Origin of the sequence: Brevundimonas sp. NIBR10 (assembly GCF_027912515.1) — a bacterium.
GTDB lineage: Bacteria > Pseudomonadota > Alphaproteobacteria > Caulobacterales > Caulobacteraceae > Brevundimonas.
Genome location: NZ_CP115464.1, coordinates 267464 through 284026, shown reverse-complemented (window position 1 = coordinate 284026; position 16563 = coordinate 267464). Strand labels below are relative to the sequence as shown.

At 68.2% G+C, this 16563-nt stretch carries 13 protein-coding genes and 1 tRNA gene; 7 read left to right on the top strand and 7 right to left on the bottom strand.

All coding sequences use genetic code 11. The features are described 5' to 3' along the window. Window positions 1-205: 205 nt before the first annotated feature. Window positions 206-282: transfer RNA gene (locus tag O5K39_RS01440), tRNA-Arg, on the bottom strand. A 183-nt stretch (window positions 283-465) separates the two neighbouring features. On the opposite strand from O5K39_RS01440, the gene O5K39_RS01435 reads away from it, so the two are divergent. Beyond that, window positions 466-2262 carry a gamma-glutamyltransferase family protein gene (locus O5K39_RS01435; protein WP_271145532.1) on the top strand — a complete coding sequence of 599 codons (1797 nt, stop codon included), beginning with the start codon at window positions 466-468 and terminating at the stop codon, window positions 2260-2262. A 21-nt stretch (window positions 2263-2283) separates the two neighbouring features. Here O5K39_RS01435 and O5K39_RS01430 read toward each other — a convergent pair whose 3' ends face one another. Together O5K39_RS01430 and O5K39_RS01425 are read right to left on the bottom strand one after the other, a co-directional pair. Continuing rightward, complete coding sequence (locus O5K39_RS01430; RefSeq protein ID WP_271145531.1) at window positions 2284-3756, bottom strand: HAMP domain-containing sensor histidine kinase; 1473 nt, start codon at window positions 3754-3756, stop codon at window positions 2284-2286. A 52-nt stretch (window positions 3757-3808) separates the two neighbouring features. Further along, window positions 3809-4531, bottom strand: coding sequence for a VTT domain-containing protein (locus O5K39_RS01425; RefSeq protein WP_271145530.1), 723 nt, complete (start codon window positions 4529-4531; stop codon window positions 3809-3811). A gap of 170 nt (window positions 4532-4701) precedes the next feature. Between O5K39_RS01425 and rpmH the strand changes: the two genes are divergently transcribed. Genes rpmH through yihA form a run of 4 tightly spaced genes read left to right on the top strand, consistent with a single transcriptional unit; the run spans window position 4702 to window position 7818 of the window. After that, a complete protein-coding gene (rpmH, locus tag O5K39_RS01420; protein ID WP_271145529.1) occupies window positions 4702-4836 on the top strand; it encodes a 50S ribosomal protein L34 in 135 nt (44 codons plus the stop codon). Window positions 4837-4877: 41 nt separating this feature from the next. Further along, window positions 4878-5303, top strand: a complete 426-nt coding sequence (locus O5K39_RS01415) for a ribonuclease P protein component (protein WP_271145528.1) — start codon at window positions 4878-4880, stop codon at window positions 5301-5303. Window positions 5304-5308: 5 nt separating this feature from the next. Beyond that, window positions 5309-7147: a membrane protein insertase YidC gene (yidC, locus tag O5K39_RS01410; RefSeq protein ID WP_271145527.1), complete on the top strand. Its 1839-nt coding sequence runs from the start codon at window positions 5309-5311 to the stop codon at window positions 7145-7147. Beyond that, complete coding sequence (yihA, locus tag O5K39_RS01405; protein WP_271145526.1) at window positions 7144-7818, top strand: ribosome biogenesis GTP-binding protein YihA/YsxC; 675 nt, start codon at window positions 7144-7146, stop codon at window positions 7816-7818. Before yidC ends, yihA begins: the two co-directional genes overlap by 4 nt. Window position 7819: 1 nt before the next feature. On the opposite strand, the gene O5K39_RS01400 is transcribed toward yihA, so the two are convergent. Next, window positions 7820-8320: a surface-adhesin E family protein gene (locus tag O5K39_RS01400; protein WP_271145525.1), complete on the bottom strand. Its 501-nt coding sequence runs from the start codon at window positions 8318-8320 to the stop codon at window positions 7820-7822. 116 nt (window positions 8321-8436) lie between these two features. Here O5K39_RS01400 and O5K39_RS01395 point away from each other — a divergent pair, with 116 nt between their 5' ends. Then, the gene (locus O5K39_RS01395; RefSeq protein WP_271145524.1) at window positions 8437-9321 is read left to right on the top strand and encodes an alpha/beta hydrolase; all 885 of its coding nucleotides are present in this window, start codon (window positions 8437-8439) and stop codon (window positions 9319-9321) included. Here O5K39_RS01395 and recQ read toward each other — a convergent pair. Together recQ and O5K39_RS01385 are read right to left on the bottom strand one after the other, a co-directional pair. Then, complete coding sequence (recQ, locus tag O5K39_RS01390; RefSeq protein WP_271145523.1) at window positions 9302-11197, bottom strand: DNA helicase RecQ; 1896 nt, start codon at window positions 11195-11197, stop codon at window positions 9302-9304. The genes O5K39_RS01395 and recQ overlap by 20 nt on opposite strands. Window positions 11198-11925: 728 nt before the next feature. Then, the gene (locus tag O5K39_RS01385) at window positions 11926-14235 is read right to left on the bottom strand and encodes a TonB-dependent siderophore receptor (protein ID WP_271145522.1); all 2310 of its coding nucleotides are present in this window, start codon (window positions 14233-14235) and stop codon (window positions 11926-11928) included. 148 nt (window positions 14236-14383) lie between these two features. On the opposite strand from O5K39_RS01385, the gene O5K39_RS01380 reads away from it, so the two are divergent. Next, complete coding sequence (locus O5K39_RS01380) at window positions 14384-15067, top strand: Fe2+-dependent dioxygenase (protein ID WP_271145521.1); 684 nt, start codon at window positions 14384-14386, stop codon at window positions 15065-15067. A 3-nt stretch (window positions 15068-15070) separates the two neighbouring features. Here the strand turns inward: O5K39_RS01380 and O5K39_RS01375 are convergent, their stop codons facing one another. Then, the gene (locus O5K39_RS01375) at window positions 15071-16540 is read right to left on the bottom strand and encodes a S41 family peptidase (RefSeq protein ID WP_271145520.1); all 1470 of its coding nucleotides are present in this window, start codon (window positions 16538-16540) and stop codon (window positions 15071-15073) included. Window positions 16541-16563: the final 23 nt, after the last annotated feature.

Sequence of the window (16563 nt, the reverse complement as noted above, 5' to 3'; positions counted from 1 at the left end):
TGGTGAACCTGCTCTTCTTCATGTCCGTCCCCTTGAGGTTGAAGGACTCTCTCAAACCGAGGGATCAGGAAGGGGGCGTGTCACAGTCTGCGAAGTGGCTGGAGATCCAGAACTGCTGGGGATGTGGTTCTGAGCTCGCGATTACTGGCTTACGAGTCCAATTTTCTTTGACGACGTCCAATTGGGTGTGACGTCCGACAGAAAATGGCGCGCCCGGAACGATTCGAACGTCCGACCCTCAGATTCGTAGTCTGATGCTCTATCCAGCTGAGCTACGGGCGCGCACAGGCCTTTCGGCGAGGGCGGGTCTTTAGCGGAGCGGGTCGGGGGGCGCAAGCGGGTTTTGAGGGGATTCTGGCGATCGTGGCGGCACCTTTGCGTGGGGGCGGGGTGGTGGCAGGGTTGGCGCGGGGCGGGGATCGGCCTAGTCGTGGGATCTCCCCTCGATCCAGCGTTCGGACCCTGATGCGTCTTTCCCGCCTTCGTCGTCCTGTGCTCAGCCAGCCCCTGGCCGCGCTCCTGCTTCTGTCGCTGGCCGCCTGTCAGGGGGTGTCGGGCGGTGTCGGACCGGTTGATCCGGGCGCAAGGGTTGAGGCCGGTGCGGTACCGTCACGCGTGGCCAGCCCCGTCGAGGGTGCGCCCCAGGCCGTGGGGCCGTTTGTGGCGGCGGCCAATCCGCTGGCGGTCGAGGCGGGGCTGGGCGTGCTGCGGCGGGGCGGCTCGGCGGTGGATGCGGCGGTGGCGGTGCAGGCGGTTCTGGGGCTGGTCGAGCCCCAGTCGTCGGGGCTCGGCGGCGGCGCCTTCATGATGGTCTATGACGGGGCGACGCAGGCGGTCACCGCCTATGACGGTCGGGAGATTGCGCCGGCCTCGGCGACGCCGGAGATGTTCCAGGAGGACGGCCGACCGCTGCCCTTCGTCCAGGCGGTGCTGAGCGGCCGGTCGACGGGGGTTCCCGGGGCGGTGGCCATGCTGGCGATGGCGCAGAAGGATCACGGCTCCCTGCCCTGGAGCGCCCTGTTTGACGACGCCGAGCGGCTGGCCCGCGATGGGTTCGTGGTCAGCCCCCGGTTGGCGGGGATGATCGCCAGCGCGGCTCCCCAGGGTCGAACCCCGGCGGCCGAGGCCTATTTCAGCCTGCCGGACGGACGACGGGCCGTGGCGGGCGACGTCCTGACCAATCCGGCCTATGCCGCGACCGTGCGAGCCCTGGCAGCGCAGGGGGCGCAGGCGCTTTATTCGGGGGAGATCGGCAAGGCAATCGTGGCGGCGGTGCAGGCGGAGCCCCGTCCGGGCGGGCTGACCGAGGCGGATCTGGTGGCCTACAGGCCCATCGAACGCGGGGCCCTGTGCCGGCCGTTCCGGGTCTATGTGGTCTGCGTGCCGCCGCCGCCGTCCAGCGGTGTGGCGCTGTTGCAGTTGCTGGAGATGGCGGAGGTCACGCCGTCGTTGGCGGGCGGGCCCCAGGATGCGCAGGCCTGGGTCGCCTTCGCCCAGTTGCAGCGTCTGATGTATGCCGACCGGGATCGCTATGTCGGCGACCCGGCTTTCGTCGGCGTGCCGGTGCAGGGGTTGCTGGACGAGAGCTACGTCGCCGAACGCGCGGCCCTCGCGCCGGGCCTGACCGGGGCGGCGACGGCGGGGACGCCGCCGGGCGGGGTGTTCATGGCCCCGGATCGGACCACCGAGCCCGCCGGGACCAGTCACATGGTCATCGTCGATGCGAAGGGAAACGCCGTCAGCATGACCACGACGGTGGAGAGCATCTTCGGCTCGGGCCGGATGGCGGGCGGGTTCTTCCTCAACAACCAGCTGACGGATTTCTCGTTCGCGCCTACGGCGGCGGACGGGTCACCCATGGCCAATGCCGTGGCGGCGGGGAAACGGCCCCGGTCGTCGATGTCGCCGGTGATCGTGCTGGATCATCAGGGGCGGCTGGTCGGGGCCCTGGGGTCGCCGGGTGGGTCTTCCATCCTGGCCTACAACGCCAAGGCCCTGATCGGTGCCTTGGTATGGGATCTGCCGATGCAGGCGGCGATCGACCTGCCCAATCTGGTGGCCAAGGGGCCGGGGTTCGGAGCGGACACGGAGATGTTCTCGCAGGCCCTGCGCGACGGCATGGCGGCACGGGGCATCGCGATCCAGCCCAATACGACCGAGAATTCGGGCCTGCACGGGGCCCTGTGGCGGCGCGGAGCGAATGACTGGGGCTGGGACGGCGGGGCCGATCCGCGCCGCGAGGGGCAGGCCCGGACCCACTGAGCGCCCGACGCGGCCGTGGCGTCAGCCCGGCAGACGCAGCTCGAAGGTTGTGCCCTCTGGGCCGGTGCGCAGCAGGCGCAGTTCGCCCCGGTGGTTGGCCGCCAGCTCGCGAGAGATGGTGAGGCCCAGGCCAGAGCCGTCCGAGGCCTTGCCGCTGACGAAGGGCTCGAACAGGCGTTCGGACAGGCGCTGGGGGATGCCCGGGCCGTCGTCCTCGATGCGGATGATGTCGACGCCGCCCTCGTGCGCGGCGCTGAGGCGGACCGTGCCCTTGCCGCGCCCGGCGTCACGCGCCGGATCACCCTCCACGGCCTGACGGGCATTGCGCATCAGGTTGACCAGGATGCGGTGCAGCTGATCGGTGTCGGCATTGACCATGAAGCGGGCCGGGATGGCCTTGACCAGCCGGACGCCGGAGGTCTCGAGGCCTGCGTCCTCTCCGGCGGCGGCGGCGGCGGCGGCCAAGGGGATGCGGGTCAGGACGGGCGGCGGCTCCTCGGACTTGCCGTAGTCGAGGACGTTGCGGGTCAGGGCGGCGGCGCGGCTGAGCGCCCGCTCCAGACGCGGCATGGCCTTGGCCACATGGGGATCGTCGGAGGATGCCAGCCGCTCGGACGCGATCTGGGCCGAGGTCAGCATGTTCCTGAGGTCGTGGTTGATCTTGGCCACCGCTTCGCCCAGCGCGACGAGGCGGGAGCGGGCGCGCAGGGACTGGCGCACCTCGTCCTGCATCCGTGCCAGTTCTCGTTCGACCCGGCCGATCTCGTCGTGGCGGTCGGACGGGGTGGGGGCGACGGTCTCGGGGTCGGCGGCAAAGCCCTCGATCGAGCGGGTCACGCGGCGCAGGGGCTGGAGGACCAGATAGGCCAGGCCGGCATAGAGCAGCGCCCCCGCCACCAGGGAGATGACGATCGAGACCAGCAGGCTGTTCAGGAGGAAGGCGCGCAGCTCAAGCTTCAGCGGCTGGGCCGGGGCCACCACGTCGATGAAGTCGCCGGAGCGATAGCGCGGTTTCGCCCGGACGCGGATCTGGCGATCGGGATGACCGATCAGGGTCACGACCGGGTCCCACAGGCGGGTGGCGAAGCTGCGGCCCCGCAGGTCGATGAAGTCGGGCGCCCGGGGCAGGTTGGGGGCCTGGAGCAGCTGGCGCATCACCCCCTGGTCCGAGATGGCCACGGCCGAGACCCCGCCGATGCGCAGCAGTTGTTCGGCCGTATCGTCGTCGACGGCGTTGTAGGGCAGGGCCTCGACCCCGACCGAGGCCAGTTCGGCGCCCTGTAGCCGATCCATCAGCCAGCGCTCGTGGAACGACGCAGCCGAGGGGCCGACGATCAGGGCCTCGACCGCCAGGGTGAAGACGACGGTCAGCAGCAGCAGGCGCGACGACAGGCCGTCCGGCGCATGGGGCGTCAGTTTCTCGGGCCAGGACAGGCGTCCGCCCGGGCTTACCGCCCGCCTGATCTTGTCGAACAGATCCTCGCCCCCGCTCATGGGGCGGGTCTCGCAAGGTTTGGGCCAGTGTTGAAGGAGGTGAGACGACGCATCAGGCGGCCTTCCCGCGCGACATCCGGGCCTGGGCCGTCTTCAGCGCCAGTGGCAGAACGACGGCGAGGACGAAGACGCCCAGCATCGGCGCCCAGAACTGACCGAACAGGGCCTGAAAGTCGGGGTCGGGGTCGGTGGCCAGAAGGGTGCTCAGCCGCGACCCGATCCAGCAATAGATGATGTGGGCGGGCAACAGACCGATCACGGTGGCGGCCGTATAGGGTGTCAGCCGCACCGCCATGACCCCGGCGGCGATGTTGATCATGTGGAACGGCACCACGACCGCCAGCCGCGAGGCCAGCACATACCAGAAGGTGTCCTTGTCGATGGCGGCACAGACCCGGGCCATCAGCCCGGCGTCGCGCTCAGCCTTCTGGCGCAAGGCCTGACCCAGGGCCGACCGGGCGACGGCATAGACGATCAGGGCCCCCAGTGTAGCGGCGATCGAGGTCGCCACGCCCCCGACCCACGGCCCGAACAGATAGCCGGCGGTGATGGTCACGAAGAAGACGCCGGGCACCACGCTGGCCGTCGCGATGGTGAAGATCGCCATCAGGGCCAGAAGGCAGAGGATGTAGTGGTCGTGGGCGAAGGCGGTCAGCGCGCCGCCGTGGACACGCAGGGTGTCCAGCGACAGATAGCGGTTCCAGCCCATGCCGAAGATCAGGGCGATCACTCCGGCAAGGATGATGAGGGGCGCAAAACGCCTGATCCGGTTCATTGACCTGTCCTAGACGGGTTCGTGTCCGGTGGGGAGGCCCAGCCTGAATGAAGGCGGCCTGCGCGAGCGTGAGCGGCGTTGACACAGGAGGCCTCGCCCCTTATACGCCCGCCTCCGGCTGTGGACGCCTTCTTGTCCATGCGCCAAACCCTTAGCCCCAGGAGCCGACCGTGAAGCGGACCTATCAGCCGTCGCGTCTTGTTCGCGCTCGCCGTCACGGCTTCCGTTCGCGGATGGCCACCAAGAACGGCCAGAAGATCGTCGCCCGTCGTCGCGCCAAGGGCCGCAAGAAGCTGACGGCCTAACCGTCAGTTTCTTGAAAGTCCTCTCCGCCCGGAGGGGATCCATGACGAACCTTCTCAAAATCGAGCGCCTGACGTCGCGGCCCCAGTTTCTGGCGGCCGCGAAAGGCGTTTCCCAGGCACGCGGTGCCGTGGTGGTCCAGAGGCTGGATCGTGGCGACGGCGACGATACCGTGCGCGTCGGCTTCACCGCCACACGCAAGATCGGCGGGGCCGTGGTCCGGAACCGGGCCAAGCGCCGTCTGCGCGAGGCGGCCCGGGCCCTGGTCGGGACACATGGCGAGGCGGGCAGCGACTATGTGCTGATCGCGCGCATGGGCACAACGGCCCGTCCCTGGGACCGATTGCTTGACGATGTGAAATCGGCGCTTACAAGGCTCGCGACCTCGACGACGGCGGGCCCCGCCCCCATTTCGGCGGTGACGCCCGCTTTCCCCACGACCGGCTCTACGCCCGGCCAGGACCACTGATCCGCATGAAATCCGAGAACGCACGCAATACGGTGATCTTCATCGCCTGCACGGCGGTGATCCTGATCCTGTACCAGGTCTTCGTGATGCAGCCCCAGGCAGACGCCAGGAAGGCCGCCCAGGCCGCCGCGGTTGCCTCGCAGCAACAGGTTCCGGGTCAGACCGCGGGGGCGGCGGCTCTGCCGGGCGCCAGCCCTGCACCGTCCAGCGCGATCTTCCTGACCAACCGCACCCAGGCCCTGGGCTCGGCTGTGCGCGTGCCGATCGACACGCCGACGCTGCAAGGCTCGCTGTCGCTGAACGGTGGCCGCATCGACGACCTGTTCCTGAAGCGCTACCGCACCACGATCGATCCGAAATCCCCCTATGAGGAGCTGTTCCGGCCCTCGGGCATGGAGCACGCCTATTTCGCCGACTTCGGCTGGCTGGCCACAAACGTTCCCGGCGGCGTTCCCGGCGACAATACGCCGTGGCGCCTGACCAACGGGTCGCGCCTGACGCCGACGACGCCGGTGACCCTGACCTGGGACAACGGCCAGGGCCTGCGCTTCACGCGGACCATCTCGATCGACGACCAGTATCTGTTCAGCGTCCGCGACGACGTCCAGAACCTGGGCACCCAGGCCATCACCATCCGTCCCTACAGCCGCGTCCAGCGCCAGGGCGTGCCCGAGACCCTGGGCAAGAACCAGATCCTGCACGAGGGGGCCATCGGCACCTTCTCCAAGGGCGACGGCTATGCGACCCAGCAACTGAAGTACAAGGACTGGACCAAGAAGGAGGTCGTGGCGACCGAGTCGACTGGCGGTTGGCTGGGGATCACCGACAAATACTGGATGGCCGCCCTGATCCCGGATCAGAAGGAAGCCGTGTCCACCGAGTTCCGCATCCGCGACGCCTCGACCTACAATATCCACGAAGCCAGCCTGTCGGGGGCGCTTCGTACCATCCAGCCGGGCCAGAGCGCGACCGAGACCCAGCGCCTGTTCGCCGGTGCCAAGCGCAACGAGATCCTGGCCGGATACGAGAAGTCGCTCGACCTGCCGCGCTTCATCTATGCGATCGACTGGGGCTTCCTGTTCTTCCTGACGCGGCCGATCTTCACCATCGTGGAGTTCTTCTACAACTGGGTCGGAAACTTCGGCGTCGCCATCCTGCTGCTGACCCTGTCGATCAAGCTGATTATGTTCCCGCTGGCCAACAAGAGCTACGAGAGCCTGTCCAAGATGCGTCTGCTCCAGCCCAAGATGGAGGAGATCAAGGCCAAGCATAAGGACGATCCGGCGACCCAGCAGAAGGAGACGATGGCCCTCTATCAGCGTGAGAAGATCAATCCGCTGGCGGGCTGCCTGCCCATCCTGGTCCAGATCCCGGTCTTCTATGCCCTGTACAAGGTGCTGTACGTCACCATCGAGATGCGGCACGCGCCCTTCTTCGGCTGGATCCGGGACCTGTCGGCACGCGACACGACGAACATCTGGAACCTGTTCGGCCTGATCCCGTGGGATCCTTCGACCGCGCCCCTGATCGGCGATCTCATCGGGTCCGACTCCACCGGCGGCATGTTCACCCTGGGGCTCAGCGTCCTGGCCATCTTCTACGGCCTTACGATGTGGCTGCAGACGGCCATGAACCCGCCCGCCGCCGATCCGGTCCAGCGTCAGATCTTCATGTTCATGCCGCTGATCTTCACCTTCATCATGGCACCCTTCCCGGCGGGCCTGCTGGTCTACTGGTCGTGGAACAACATCCTGTCGATCATCCAGCAGTATTTCATCATGCACCGCTTCAAGGCCGAGAACCCGATCGACCAGTTCTTCTCGCGCCTGAAGAAGGCGACGTGACCGACGCCGCACCAATTCCCGACTTCAAGGTCGGCGAATATGACGAGGCCGAGGTCGAGGCCGCGCGGGTGCTGTTCGCGCGGCCCGCGACCTTCGTCATGGGGGCCGCCAAGATCGAGCAGCTGCCCGAGCCCAACCTGCCGGAGATCGCCTTTGCCGGCCGGTCCAACGTCGGCAAGTCCAGCCTGATCAACGGCCTGGTGGGGATGCACAAGCTGGCCCGGGCCTCCAACGAACCGGGGCGCACCAGAGAGGTCAATTTCTTCGACCTGGACGGCAAGATGCGGCTTGTCGATCTGCCGGGTTACGGCTGGGCCAAGGCGTCCAAGACGACGGTGAAGAAATTCCAGGACCTGGGCCGCGACTATCTGCGGGGCCGGGTCACGCTGAAGCGGGTCTATCTGCTGATCGACGCCCGCCATGGGCTGAAGTCGGTGGACAAGGACGCGCTGGACGCACTCGACAACGCCGCCGTCAGCTATCAGATCGTTCTCACCAAGGCCGACAAGATCAAGGCCCATGAGCGCGAGACGGTGCGCGAGGCGACGCTGAAGGCCATCTCCAAACGCCCGGCCGCCTTTCCCGCCGTGATCGTCACCTCGGCCGAAAAGGGTCTGGGGATGCCCGAACTGCGCGCCGAGATCATGCGCACGACCGGGGCCGTACTCTAGGTCAGCGACGGCCTGCGTCGATGAAGGCCTTGATCGACGGATAGGTCGGTGGCGTGCCCCGGGCCCCTTCGCAGGCCACGGTGGCGATATAGCTGTCGAGAGAGTTGTCGTCGTAGGGCGTGAAGTCCTCGCCGAGCTCGTACCGCCCGGTCACGGCACCGGTCGCATCATGCTCGGTCTCGGCGAGGGCGCGGGACTGTTTGGCGCGGCATTTGAACTCCATCTCGACGGTGATGTGGCTCTGATCGCCGGCCGCTTCGGCGCTGAGCGGGACGCGGGCCAGGGTGATCGAGGTCATGTCACCCGTGATCTTCAGGCTGGACACATCGACCATGTAGACCCGGGTGGCGCTGCGCGAGACCGCGTTCCAGTCCTGGCCGGCAGTTGCCGCCGGCACCTCTTGTGCCGGTGCAGGCGTTGCGGGCGGCGGCGTGTCCTGGGCGAAGGCTGGGCCGGCCGCCAAGGCTGCGAGCGTGGCGATGATGACGGATGTGGATCGCATGGATGTTTCCCCTGACGCCCCTGTCGTTGCGGCGATATCATCAGCGTGCGGCCCGGTTGGCAAGCGCGACGATGGCTGCGCGACTTCCGCCACGATCGCGCGTTAGGGGCCTTGATATGACCCGCCTGTTCCTTGCCCTTCTTGCGATCCTGACGCTGGCTCCCGTTCTGGCCCGGGCGCAGCCGGCGGATGCACCCTTTCAGTCGGACCGGATTGTGGTGACGGTCCAGGGTCAGGGGCCCGACGTCATCCTGATCCCCGGCCTGGCCTCGACCAGCGAGGTGTGGCGCAGGACGGCCGATCGGCTGGATGACCGGTACCGGGTGCATCTGGTTTCGATCCGGGGCTTCGGCGACATCGCACCGGCGGGCAATGCGCAGGGCGCGGTAATCGGCCCGACGGCGAACGAGGTCCGTCGCTATGTCGCCGACCGGCGTCTCGATCGGCCGTCCGTCGTCGGCCATTCGCTGGGCGGGCTGGTCGCGCTGCGGATGGCGGCGGACGGGGGCGACCGAATCGGCCGGGTCATGGTGGTCGATGCCGCTCCCTTCTTTCCGGCCCTGATCAGCCCGGGGGCCACGGTCGGCGATGTCGAGCCCCTGGCCCGTATCGCTTATCAGGCCCTGACCTTCCTCGGCGACGAGGCGCTGCGGATGCAGGGCACGGCCATCGGCGACCAGCTGGGCGGGGCGTCGGACAGTCTGTTCAACTCGGTCGGCTGGCAGGGCGGCGACCGCCGGACCCTGGCGCAGGGCCTGTACGAGGTGATGACCACCGACCTTCGTGCCCGCCTGCCGGCCGTCCGGGCCCCGGTTACCGTGGTCTATGGCTGGAGCCCCGACGACGCCTCGCCGCGCGCCCGTGTCGACCGCCTGTTCCGCGACAGCTACCGCAACCTGCCCCGTCCCGCCCGTTTCGAGCCGATCGAGGGCGCCGAGCATATGGTCATGATCGACCAGCCCGCGCGTTTCATGGCGGCCCTCAACCGGTTCCTTCAGTAAGGGCGGCGAGAACGCCCTTTCCGTAGCGGTCCAGTTTGGATTGACCGACGCCGGAAATCGCGGCCAGGGCATCGGGTGTCGAAGGCTGGCGAGTGGCGATTTCGAGCAGGGTCTTGTCCTGGAAGATGACGTAGGGCGGGACGTGCTGTTCGGCGGCGCGGTCGCGGCGCCAGGCGCGAAGGGTCTCGAACCGGGCGCGGACGTCGGCGTCGAGGGTCTCAAGCGCGGCGTTGCGATCATTCCGAACGCGGCCGGCGCGCGGATTGCCCGACCGGGTCGAGGCGTCGAAGCCGGCGGGCGCGCGGCGCACCTCGATCGTCCGCTCTCCCCGGTAGACGGCGCGTACCGCCTCCGGTTCGCCGAGACCCAGCAGGGGCTTGCCGTCGTTGGGGTCCTCCAGCAGCAGGCCTTCGAACAGCAGGTGGTCGATAATGTCGCGCCAGCTGTTCGGAGACGTATCCTTGCCGATACCCCAGGTGGACAGGGCGGCTTCCCAGGGCTGGACCTCCTTGTTCTTGCCCAGCAGGTGATCGACGACCCGGCCGCGCCCGAACCGGCCGCCCAGACGCTGGACCGCCGCGAGCGCCTTCTGGGCGGGGATGGAGGCGTCGAACATCATGGGCGGGTCGGCGCAGACGTCGCAGACGCCACAGGGTTCGGCCCCGACCTCTCCGAAATAGCGGCGTACGGCCTGGGGCCGGCAGATCGCACCGTCCAGCATGGCGAACAGGCACCGCGCCTTTTGCGTCTGCACCGCCTTGACCTCCTCGGCCATGGGCCGGCCCTCGAGGCGTTTCAGGGTCCAGGCGATGTCGGAGGGGCCATACAGGGTGATGCCCTCGGCCGGTTCGCCGTCGCGCCCGGCCCGGCCGATCTCCTGCCAGTAGGCCTCAAGGCTGCCCGGCGGATCGGCGTGGATGACGAAGCGGACATCGGCCTTGTCGACCCCCATGCCGAAGGCGATGGTCGCCACCATGACCGCGCCGTCCTCGGCCAGGAACCGCTCAAGCCGCCGGTCCCGCTCGCGGTTGTCCATGCCGGCGTGATAAGCGATGGCGTTGGTGCCGGCGCTGCGCAGGGCCTCGGCGACCCGGTCGCAGCCGTCGCGCGAGCCGCAATAGACCACGCCTGAGCGGCCCTTGCGCTGCCGGACCAGATCGATGACGGCGGCGTCGGTTCTGGCCCGTGACGCGCTTTCCTTGCGGATGGCGGACAGTTGCAGATTGGGCCGGGCGAAACTGTCGACGAAGACCTCGGCACCCTCCAGCCGCAGGGAGCGCAGGATGTCGTCGCGGGTGCGAGCGTCGGCGGTCGCGGTGACGGCGATGCGCGGCACGCCCGGGAACATCTCGGCGAGGCGACCCAGCGTCCGGTAGTCGGGGCGGAAGTCGTGGCCCCACTGGGAGACGCAGTGGGCCTCGTCGATCGCGATCAGCGACAGCGGGAGTTCCTGCAGCCGGTCCAGCAGGGCCCCGGACGCCAGGCCTTCGGGCGAAACGTACAGCAGGTCCAGCTCGCCCGCCCGCGCCGCCCGCCAGATGGCCGAACGGTCGTCCATCGACACGCCGGAATCCAGCCGCGCCGCCGCCACCCCCTGCTGCTTCAGCGCCTCGACCTGGTCGGTCATCAGGGCGATCAGGGGCGAGACGACCAGACCCAGGCCGGGCCGCAGCATGGCCGGGATCTGATAGCAGACCGACTTGCCCCCACCGGTCGGCAGCACCGCCAGCACGTCGCGCCCGGCCATGACGGCCTCGACCACCCCGGCCTGAAGCCCCCGGAAATCGGCATGACCCCAGACGCGGTCGAGCGTCTCGCGCGCCTGGTCCAGGCCCGGCCGGGCCGGTGGATCGCGCAGGATTGAGTCGGGGAGCATCGGCGGGTTGTGCCCGATCTGTTCCGGGGTGTCACGGGATGGGTTGGTGGTTAGTGGCTGGTGGCTGGTGGTTGTCGCATCCTCGACGCCACGCCTATCGGGGTCAGCCCGCGCGCTGCCAAATCCAGCAGTCACCAGCCACCAATCACCAGTCACTCTCTACTCACACCTCTTTGCCCTCACGCGATCACTCGCTGAAGCGATGGGAAGGGCCGGCGGAGCGTCCGGGCCTTCGCCCGGAATAGGGGTAGTGATTACCGTTTCGGCGAAAGACAGACGCTCCGCGCATGTGGTTTTCGCAGGAGCTGTACGGCTCGGTCTCCCGAACCAGCGGGGCTCTTAACCCCTTGCCGCTACCGCGCCCCCGGCGGGAAGGCGGGCGCCTTGCGTGCCCGTCCCCTGAACGATCCGACTCTCTGCGCCAGACCCTTTGTACGATCCCGGCCTGACACGGGCGCTTACGACCGTGACGCGACCGGTACCGATCCCGCTCCACACACCCCCGTCGCAACAAGATCGCAAGGCCTTGTGCCCTTCCCCGCGACGGGACGAAGGGCAGTATAGGCGGCTTTTGGACCTGGGCGGGTTTGAGAGGGTCAGAAATCTGCAATCCCTTGCCGGGCAAGGGATTGGTGGCTCGAAGTTCGCAAGTTCGAGGCGTCGGACAAGCCAATTCCTTCCCCCGCAAGGGGGGAAGGAGTGTTCCCGGCGTCCGAAGCCCGGCCCCTCTAGAACCGCATGTTCAACGCCAGGGTGGCCGAGCGGGCGGGGGCGGGGTCGGCGTGGTGGACGCCGTTGGTGCGCAGGATGTATTCCTCGTCCGTCGCGTTCTGGACGTTGAGTTGCAGGGTCGCCCGGTCGGTCAGGTCGTAGGAGGCGAACAGATCGACGCGGGTATAGTCGGGAGCGTAGATGCGGTTGGCCCCGCCGCCGGCGCCGCCCTGGTTGCCGCCGAAGGTCTTGCCCACATAGTAGACCCCGCCGCCCACCGTCAGTTTCGACGTCACGCGATAGGTCGAGAACAGGCTGATGTTGTGCTCGGGCGTGTTGGCCAGGGGATCGCCGGTATTGATGTTGTTGTAGGCACCGCGCACCAGTTCGCTCTGCTGATAGGTATAGCCGCCGAACACCTGCCACTGGGCCGTGATGTTGCCGGAGACGCCGATTTCCAGACCCTTGACCTCGACCTCGCCGACCTGGGCCGAAATGCCGACATCGACCAGGACCACGGCGTTCTCACGGGTCGTCTGGAAGAGCGCCGCGCTGAGTTGCAGCTGTTCGCGGAAGAGGGCGGCCTTGGCGCCGATCTCGAAGCTGGTGGTCTCTTCCGGGTCCAGCAGGACCGTGGCCGCCGTGCCGGCCGCGTTCTGGTCCCCGGCCGAGATGGTCGGCGGCGTCGAGGAGGTCGCCCAGGAGGCATAGACGCTGGAGTTGGACGTCGGCCTGTAGACCAGGCCGACCTGATAGTTGACGAAGTCCCAGTCGCCGCGCGGGGCCGGGGCATAGACGGGTGCGACGGGCGTACCGGTCGCATTGGTCCCCTCGGCGCTGTATTCGTCATAGCGGACGCCGAGGTTCAGCAGCCATTTGTCGCCGATCTCGATCGAGTCGAAGGCGAACAGGCCCAGGGTCTGGGTCGTCGAGTCGCTGACCACGCCCCTGACGATCGTGCCGGTCCAAGGGTCCTTCGGGTCGGGATCATAGACGCGGGTACAGTCAAAGCCGATCAGGGGCGCCGGGCAGGCCGACCCGGACAGGGTGGTGACGGTGTAGGAGGCGTTCTCATTCTTCTCCGACGTCAGTTCCAGGCCCAGATCGAAGCTGTGCCTGAGCATGCCGGTCTGGGCCGTGCCGAACAGTTCGGTGACGTTGGCCAGGGTGGTGGTCGGATTCCAGCGCGACTTCAGACCTCGCTTCATCCAGTACTCGCCGCTTATCAGTCGAACCCCGGCCGTCGCCGACGGCACGGTGGTGATGTTGCCGCCGTCGCCCGGATTGGTGACGACATAGTCGTTCAGGGTTTCGGAATAGCGGGTGACGTTGCGCAGGGTCAGGTTGGGCAGCAGGCGGTGCTCCACCTCGAAGGTGGCGGAGCGGGTCTCGTTGTTCAGATAGTCGCGCGCCTCCAGGCCGTAGAAGCTGTCGTAGGGCACGTCCAGAATGCCGGTCTCGGTCGTCCGGACCCCGATCTTGGTGAACAGGGGAATGCCGTAGTCCGGCATCTGGTCCGCATCCAGATAGTAGAGGCTCAGCGTCGCCGAGGTGTCGGTGTCCAGGCCGACGGCCAGGGCGGCGGCGACGCCGAGCTTCTCGTAGTCCACCGAATCGCGACCGGCGATGTCGGCCGAGGCGCTCAGCACGTTCAGGCGCAGGGCCGCCGTCTCTCCGATCTGCCAGTTCTGGTCGATCGTGCCGCGGAAATAGCTGTCGGTGCCGCCGCCGAGCGAGACGTTGGTGAAATCGGTCAGGTGCGGCGCCTTGGAGCTGAGGTTGATCGAGCCGCCGCCCGAGCCCCGGCCGGAATAGACCGAGTCAGGCCCCTTGATGATCTCGACCTGCTCCAGGTTGAAGACCTCGCGTTGCTGGCCGCCGGTGTCGCGGATGCCGTCGACGAAGAAATTGTTGCCCGAGGCCTGGCCCCGGATGAAAGGGCGGTCGGCGAGTGGCTGGCCGCCTTCGCCCGCGCCGAAGGTGATGCCGGGCGAGGTCCGCAGCAGATCCTGAAGCGAGGTGGCCCCGATCTGTTCGATGACCTGTTGCGAGATCACGGTCACCGAGCGCGGCGTGTCGACCAGGGGGGCGACGAACTCCGGCGAGGTCGGTTCGCGGCGCAGGCGGCGGCCGTTGACGTCGACGGCGTCCACCTCGGTGGCCTGTTGCAGGTCGATGTCAGGGGCGGTGACGATGGGAGCACGCGTCGCCGCAGAGTCCGGCGCGCCGGTCGCCGCCTGGACGGATCCCGCCGACAGGACGACGCCGCCCAGCATGGCGAAGGCCAGGGTCGAAACGGCGGTGGGGCGGGGCGAGGGGGAGGACATCGGGGAGGGCCTTGAGTTGCACTTGCGAATAAGTCGCGTTTACGGCTGCTCGATTGCGGCTTTGCAATACCTCTGTCAATGAGAACCATTCACAAAAACGATGGTGCGATGTTTGTGCGTCACCACGTCGTCGTCAGGGTCTTTCGTCATGCTGGTCCGCGTTCCCGCTCTGTTGTCGCCTGAAGATGTGGCGCGGTTGCGCGGGCTGATCGACGCCGCCGACTGGACCGACGGCAATGCGACCTCGGGGCATCAGTCGGCCCTGGCCAAGGTCAATCGCCAGCTGCCGGAAGGTTCGGCCGCCGCGCGTGAGGCGGGGAGCCTGATCCTGGACCGGCTGGGCCAGAGCCCGCTATTCGTTTCGGCCGCCCTGCCGTTCAAGGTCTATCCGCCCCTGTTCAACCGCTATGAGGGCGGGGAGGCGTTCGGGGTCCATGTCGACAACGCCGTCCGCGCCCAGGCGGGATCGGACTTCCGCATCCGCAGCGACTTGTCGGCGACGGTCTTCCTCAGCGACCCGGAGAGCTATGACGGCGGCGAACTGGTTATCCAGGACACCTATGGCGAACAGCGGGTCAAGCTGGGGGCCGGGGACATGGTGCTGTATCCGGCGTCCAGCCTGCATGAGGTGACGCCGGTGACCCGGGGGGCGCGGGTCGCCTCCTTCTTCTGGGTGCAGAGCATGGTGCGCGACGACGGCGACCGGCGGCTGTTGTTCGAGCTGGATGGGGCGGTTCAGGCCCTGACGGCCCGGCACGGCGGCCGCGATCCCGAGGTCATCCGCCTGACCGGCCTGTACCACAACCTGCTGAGGAAGTGGGGCGAGCTGTAGGGCTCAGCGGGCCGCGATCACGGCGAGGGCGGTGGCCAACTGGGGGTCGCGGCCGAGGCGGATGTCTTCGGGCGTGGTCTCGACCACGACGTCAGGCAGGACGGCGGCGTCCGGCTGGGGCGTTGCGGGGAAGGTCGCGATCAGAGGCAGATCGACCTCCAGCCCCGAGGCCGGCAGGCGCAGGAAACAGAAGGCTCCGCCGTTGATGCCGCGCAGGTTGCCGCCGGTCGGCTGGCCGATCAGGGTCGCCGCGCCGGCGGCCTGGGTGGTTCGCGCGAACTGGAAGGTCGCCGAGCTGTTGGAGGCGTCACACAGGATCACGACCGGGCCGGAGAACCGCCGTCCCTGGGGCCGGATGACCGAGCCGTCGGCGTCGTCGTCATAGCGGGTCAGGCGATAGAAGCCCGGACGGTCGTCGGAGGCCTGAGCCGCCTCGCCCCAGTCGAGGAAACTCTTGTCCCAGGTGTCGAGATAGGGGTGCAGGACCTCGGGCGCGCGGCGGTAGCGCGTCCAGCGCTGATCCTGCGACAGGGGCAGGTCGCGTTCGATCAGGCGGCTGAGGATGACGTTGCCGCAGTCCAGCCCGCCCTCGTTGCCGCGCAGGTCGACGATCAGGCCGCGCGCGCCGTCCTCGGTCAGACCGTCCATCGTCTGGCCCAGCCAGGCCTCCCAGGCGAAGTCGGAGTTGTACAGGGCCCAGCCCGGCATGGTCAGGATGCGGACGCCGTCGTCGCGCGACGCCAGGGTCCAGGGATTGGCGTCGCCGGTGGGACTGGACGCCGGTGACAGCTTCGCCTGGCGTTCGGCCAGGGTCAGCAGGGGCGCGGTGACGCGGCGGCCGTCGGCCAGGGTGAAGACCGCCTCGTCCCTCAGCGACAGGATCAGCGGCAGGTGGATGTCGAAGGTCTCGAACCGGTCGTCGCCGCGCACCTCCATCAGACTGATCCGCTTGGCGTCGTTGCCGCCGTCGGCGCGGGCCAGCGGTATCAGCTGGGCCAGCAGGGCGCGGGTGTCGCGGCCGTCGATCGCCGTGATAACGCTGCCGCGCGGCAGGAGGTTACCGGTGCTGTGGTCGTCCGTGACGACGATCCGCCCGTCGATCCAGCGGAACCGGAACGGGACCAGGGCCCGGTCGGGATAGAGGGCGTCGGCGACCTCGTCGGGGCTGTTGTAAGGGCTGGGATAGGTATGGCCGCAGCGGACCGAGGCCGTGACCCGCGACAGGGCCAGGAACCGCTCGCGGAACGAAGCTGGACTGCGCCAGGTCTGGGCCAAATCGTCCAGCCGGGCGGTGATCTCGGCGGGGGTGCTGTAGCGATACAGGCCCGGATGCATCGTCTCCCAGGCCTGGCGCAGGATGGCGACGTCGGGGCTCCAGTCGTCGGCAAGATCGCGCGACCAGGCGGGCGTGACGGCGGCGGCGCAGGCGGCACCCGAAAGCTGCAACAGGCGACGGCGGTTCAGCGGCGACATGGGCAGGCTCCGGACGATGGCGG

Excerpts from the sequence above, each read along its gene's own strand:
- O5K39_RS01380 (WP_271145521.1), top strand. The coding sequence starts at position 14,384 with ATGCTGGTCCGCGTTCCCGCTCTGTTGTCGCCTGAAGATGTGGCGCGG.
- O5K39_RS01415 (WP_271145528.1), top strand. The coding sequence starts at position 4,878 with ATGACGAACCTTCTCAAAATCGAGCGCCTGACGTCGCGGCCCCAGTTT.
- O5K39_RS01430 (WP_271145531.1), bottom strand. The coding sequence starts at position 3,756 with ATGAGCGGGGGCGAGGATCTGTTCGACAAGATCAGGCGGGCGGTAAGC.
- O5K39_RS01395 (WP_271145524.1), top strand. The coding sequence starts at position 8,437 with ATGACCCGCCTGTTCCTTGCCCTTCTTGCGATCCTGACGCTGGCTCCC.
- O5K39_RS01435 (WP_271145532.1), top strand. The coding sequence starts at position 466 with ATGCGTCTTTCCCGCCTTCGTCGTCCTGTGCTCAGCCAGCCCCTGGCC.
- O5K39_RS01385 (WP_271145522.1), bottom strand. The coding sequence starts at position 14,235 with ATGTCCTCCCCCTCGCCCCGCCCCACCGCCGTTTCGACCCTGGCCTTC.
- O5K39_RS01400 (WP_271145525.1), bottom strand. The coding sequence starts at position 8,320 with ATGCGATCCACATCCGTCATCATCGCCACGCTCGCAGCCTTGGCGGCC.
- O5K39_RS01425 (WP_271145530.1), bottom strand. The coding sequence starts at position 4,531 with ATGAACCGGATCAGGCGTTTTGCGCCCCTCATCATCCTTGCCGGAGTG.
- recQ (WP_271145523.1), bottom strand. The coding sequence starts at position 11,197 with ATGCTCCCCGACTCAATCCTGCGCGATCCACCGGCCCGGCCGGGCCTG.
- yidC (WP_271145527.1), top strand. The coding sequence starts at position 5,309 with ATGAAATCCGAGAACGCACGCAATACGGTGATCTTCATCGCCTGCACG.
- O5K39_RS01375 (WP_271145520.1), bottom strand. The coding sequence starts at position 16,540 with ATGTCGCCGCTGAACCGCCGTCGCCTGTTGCAGCTTTCGGGTGCCGCC.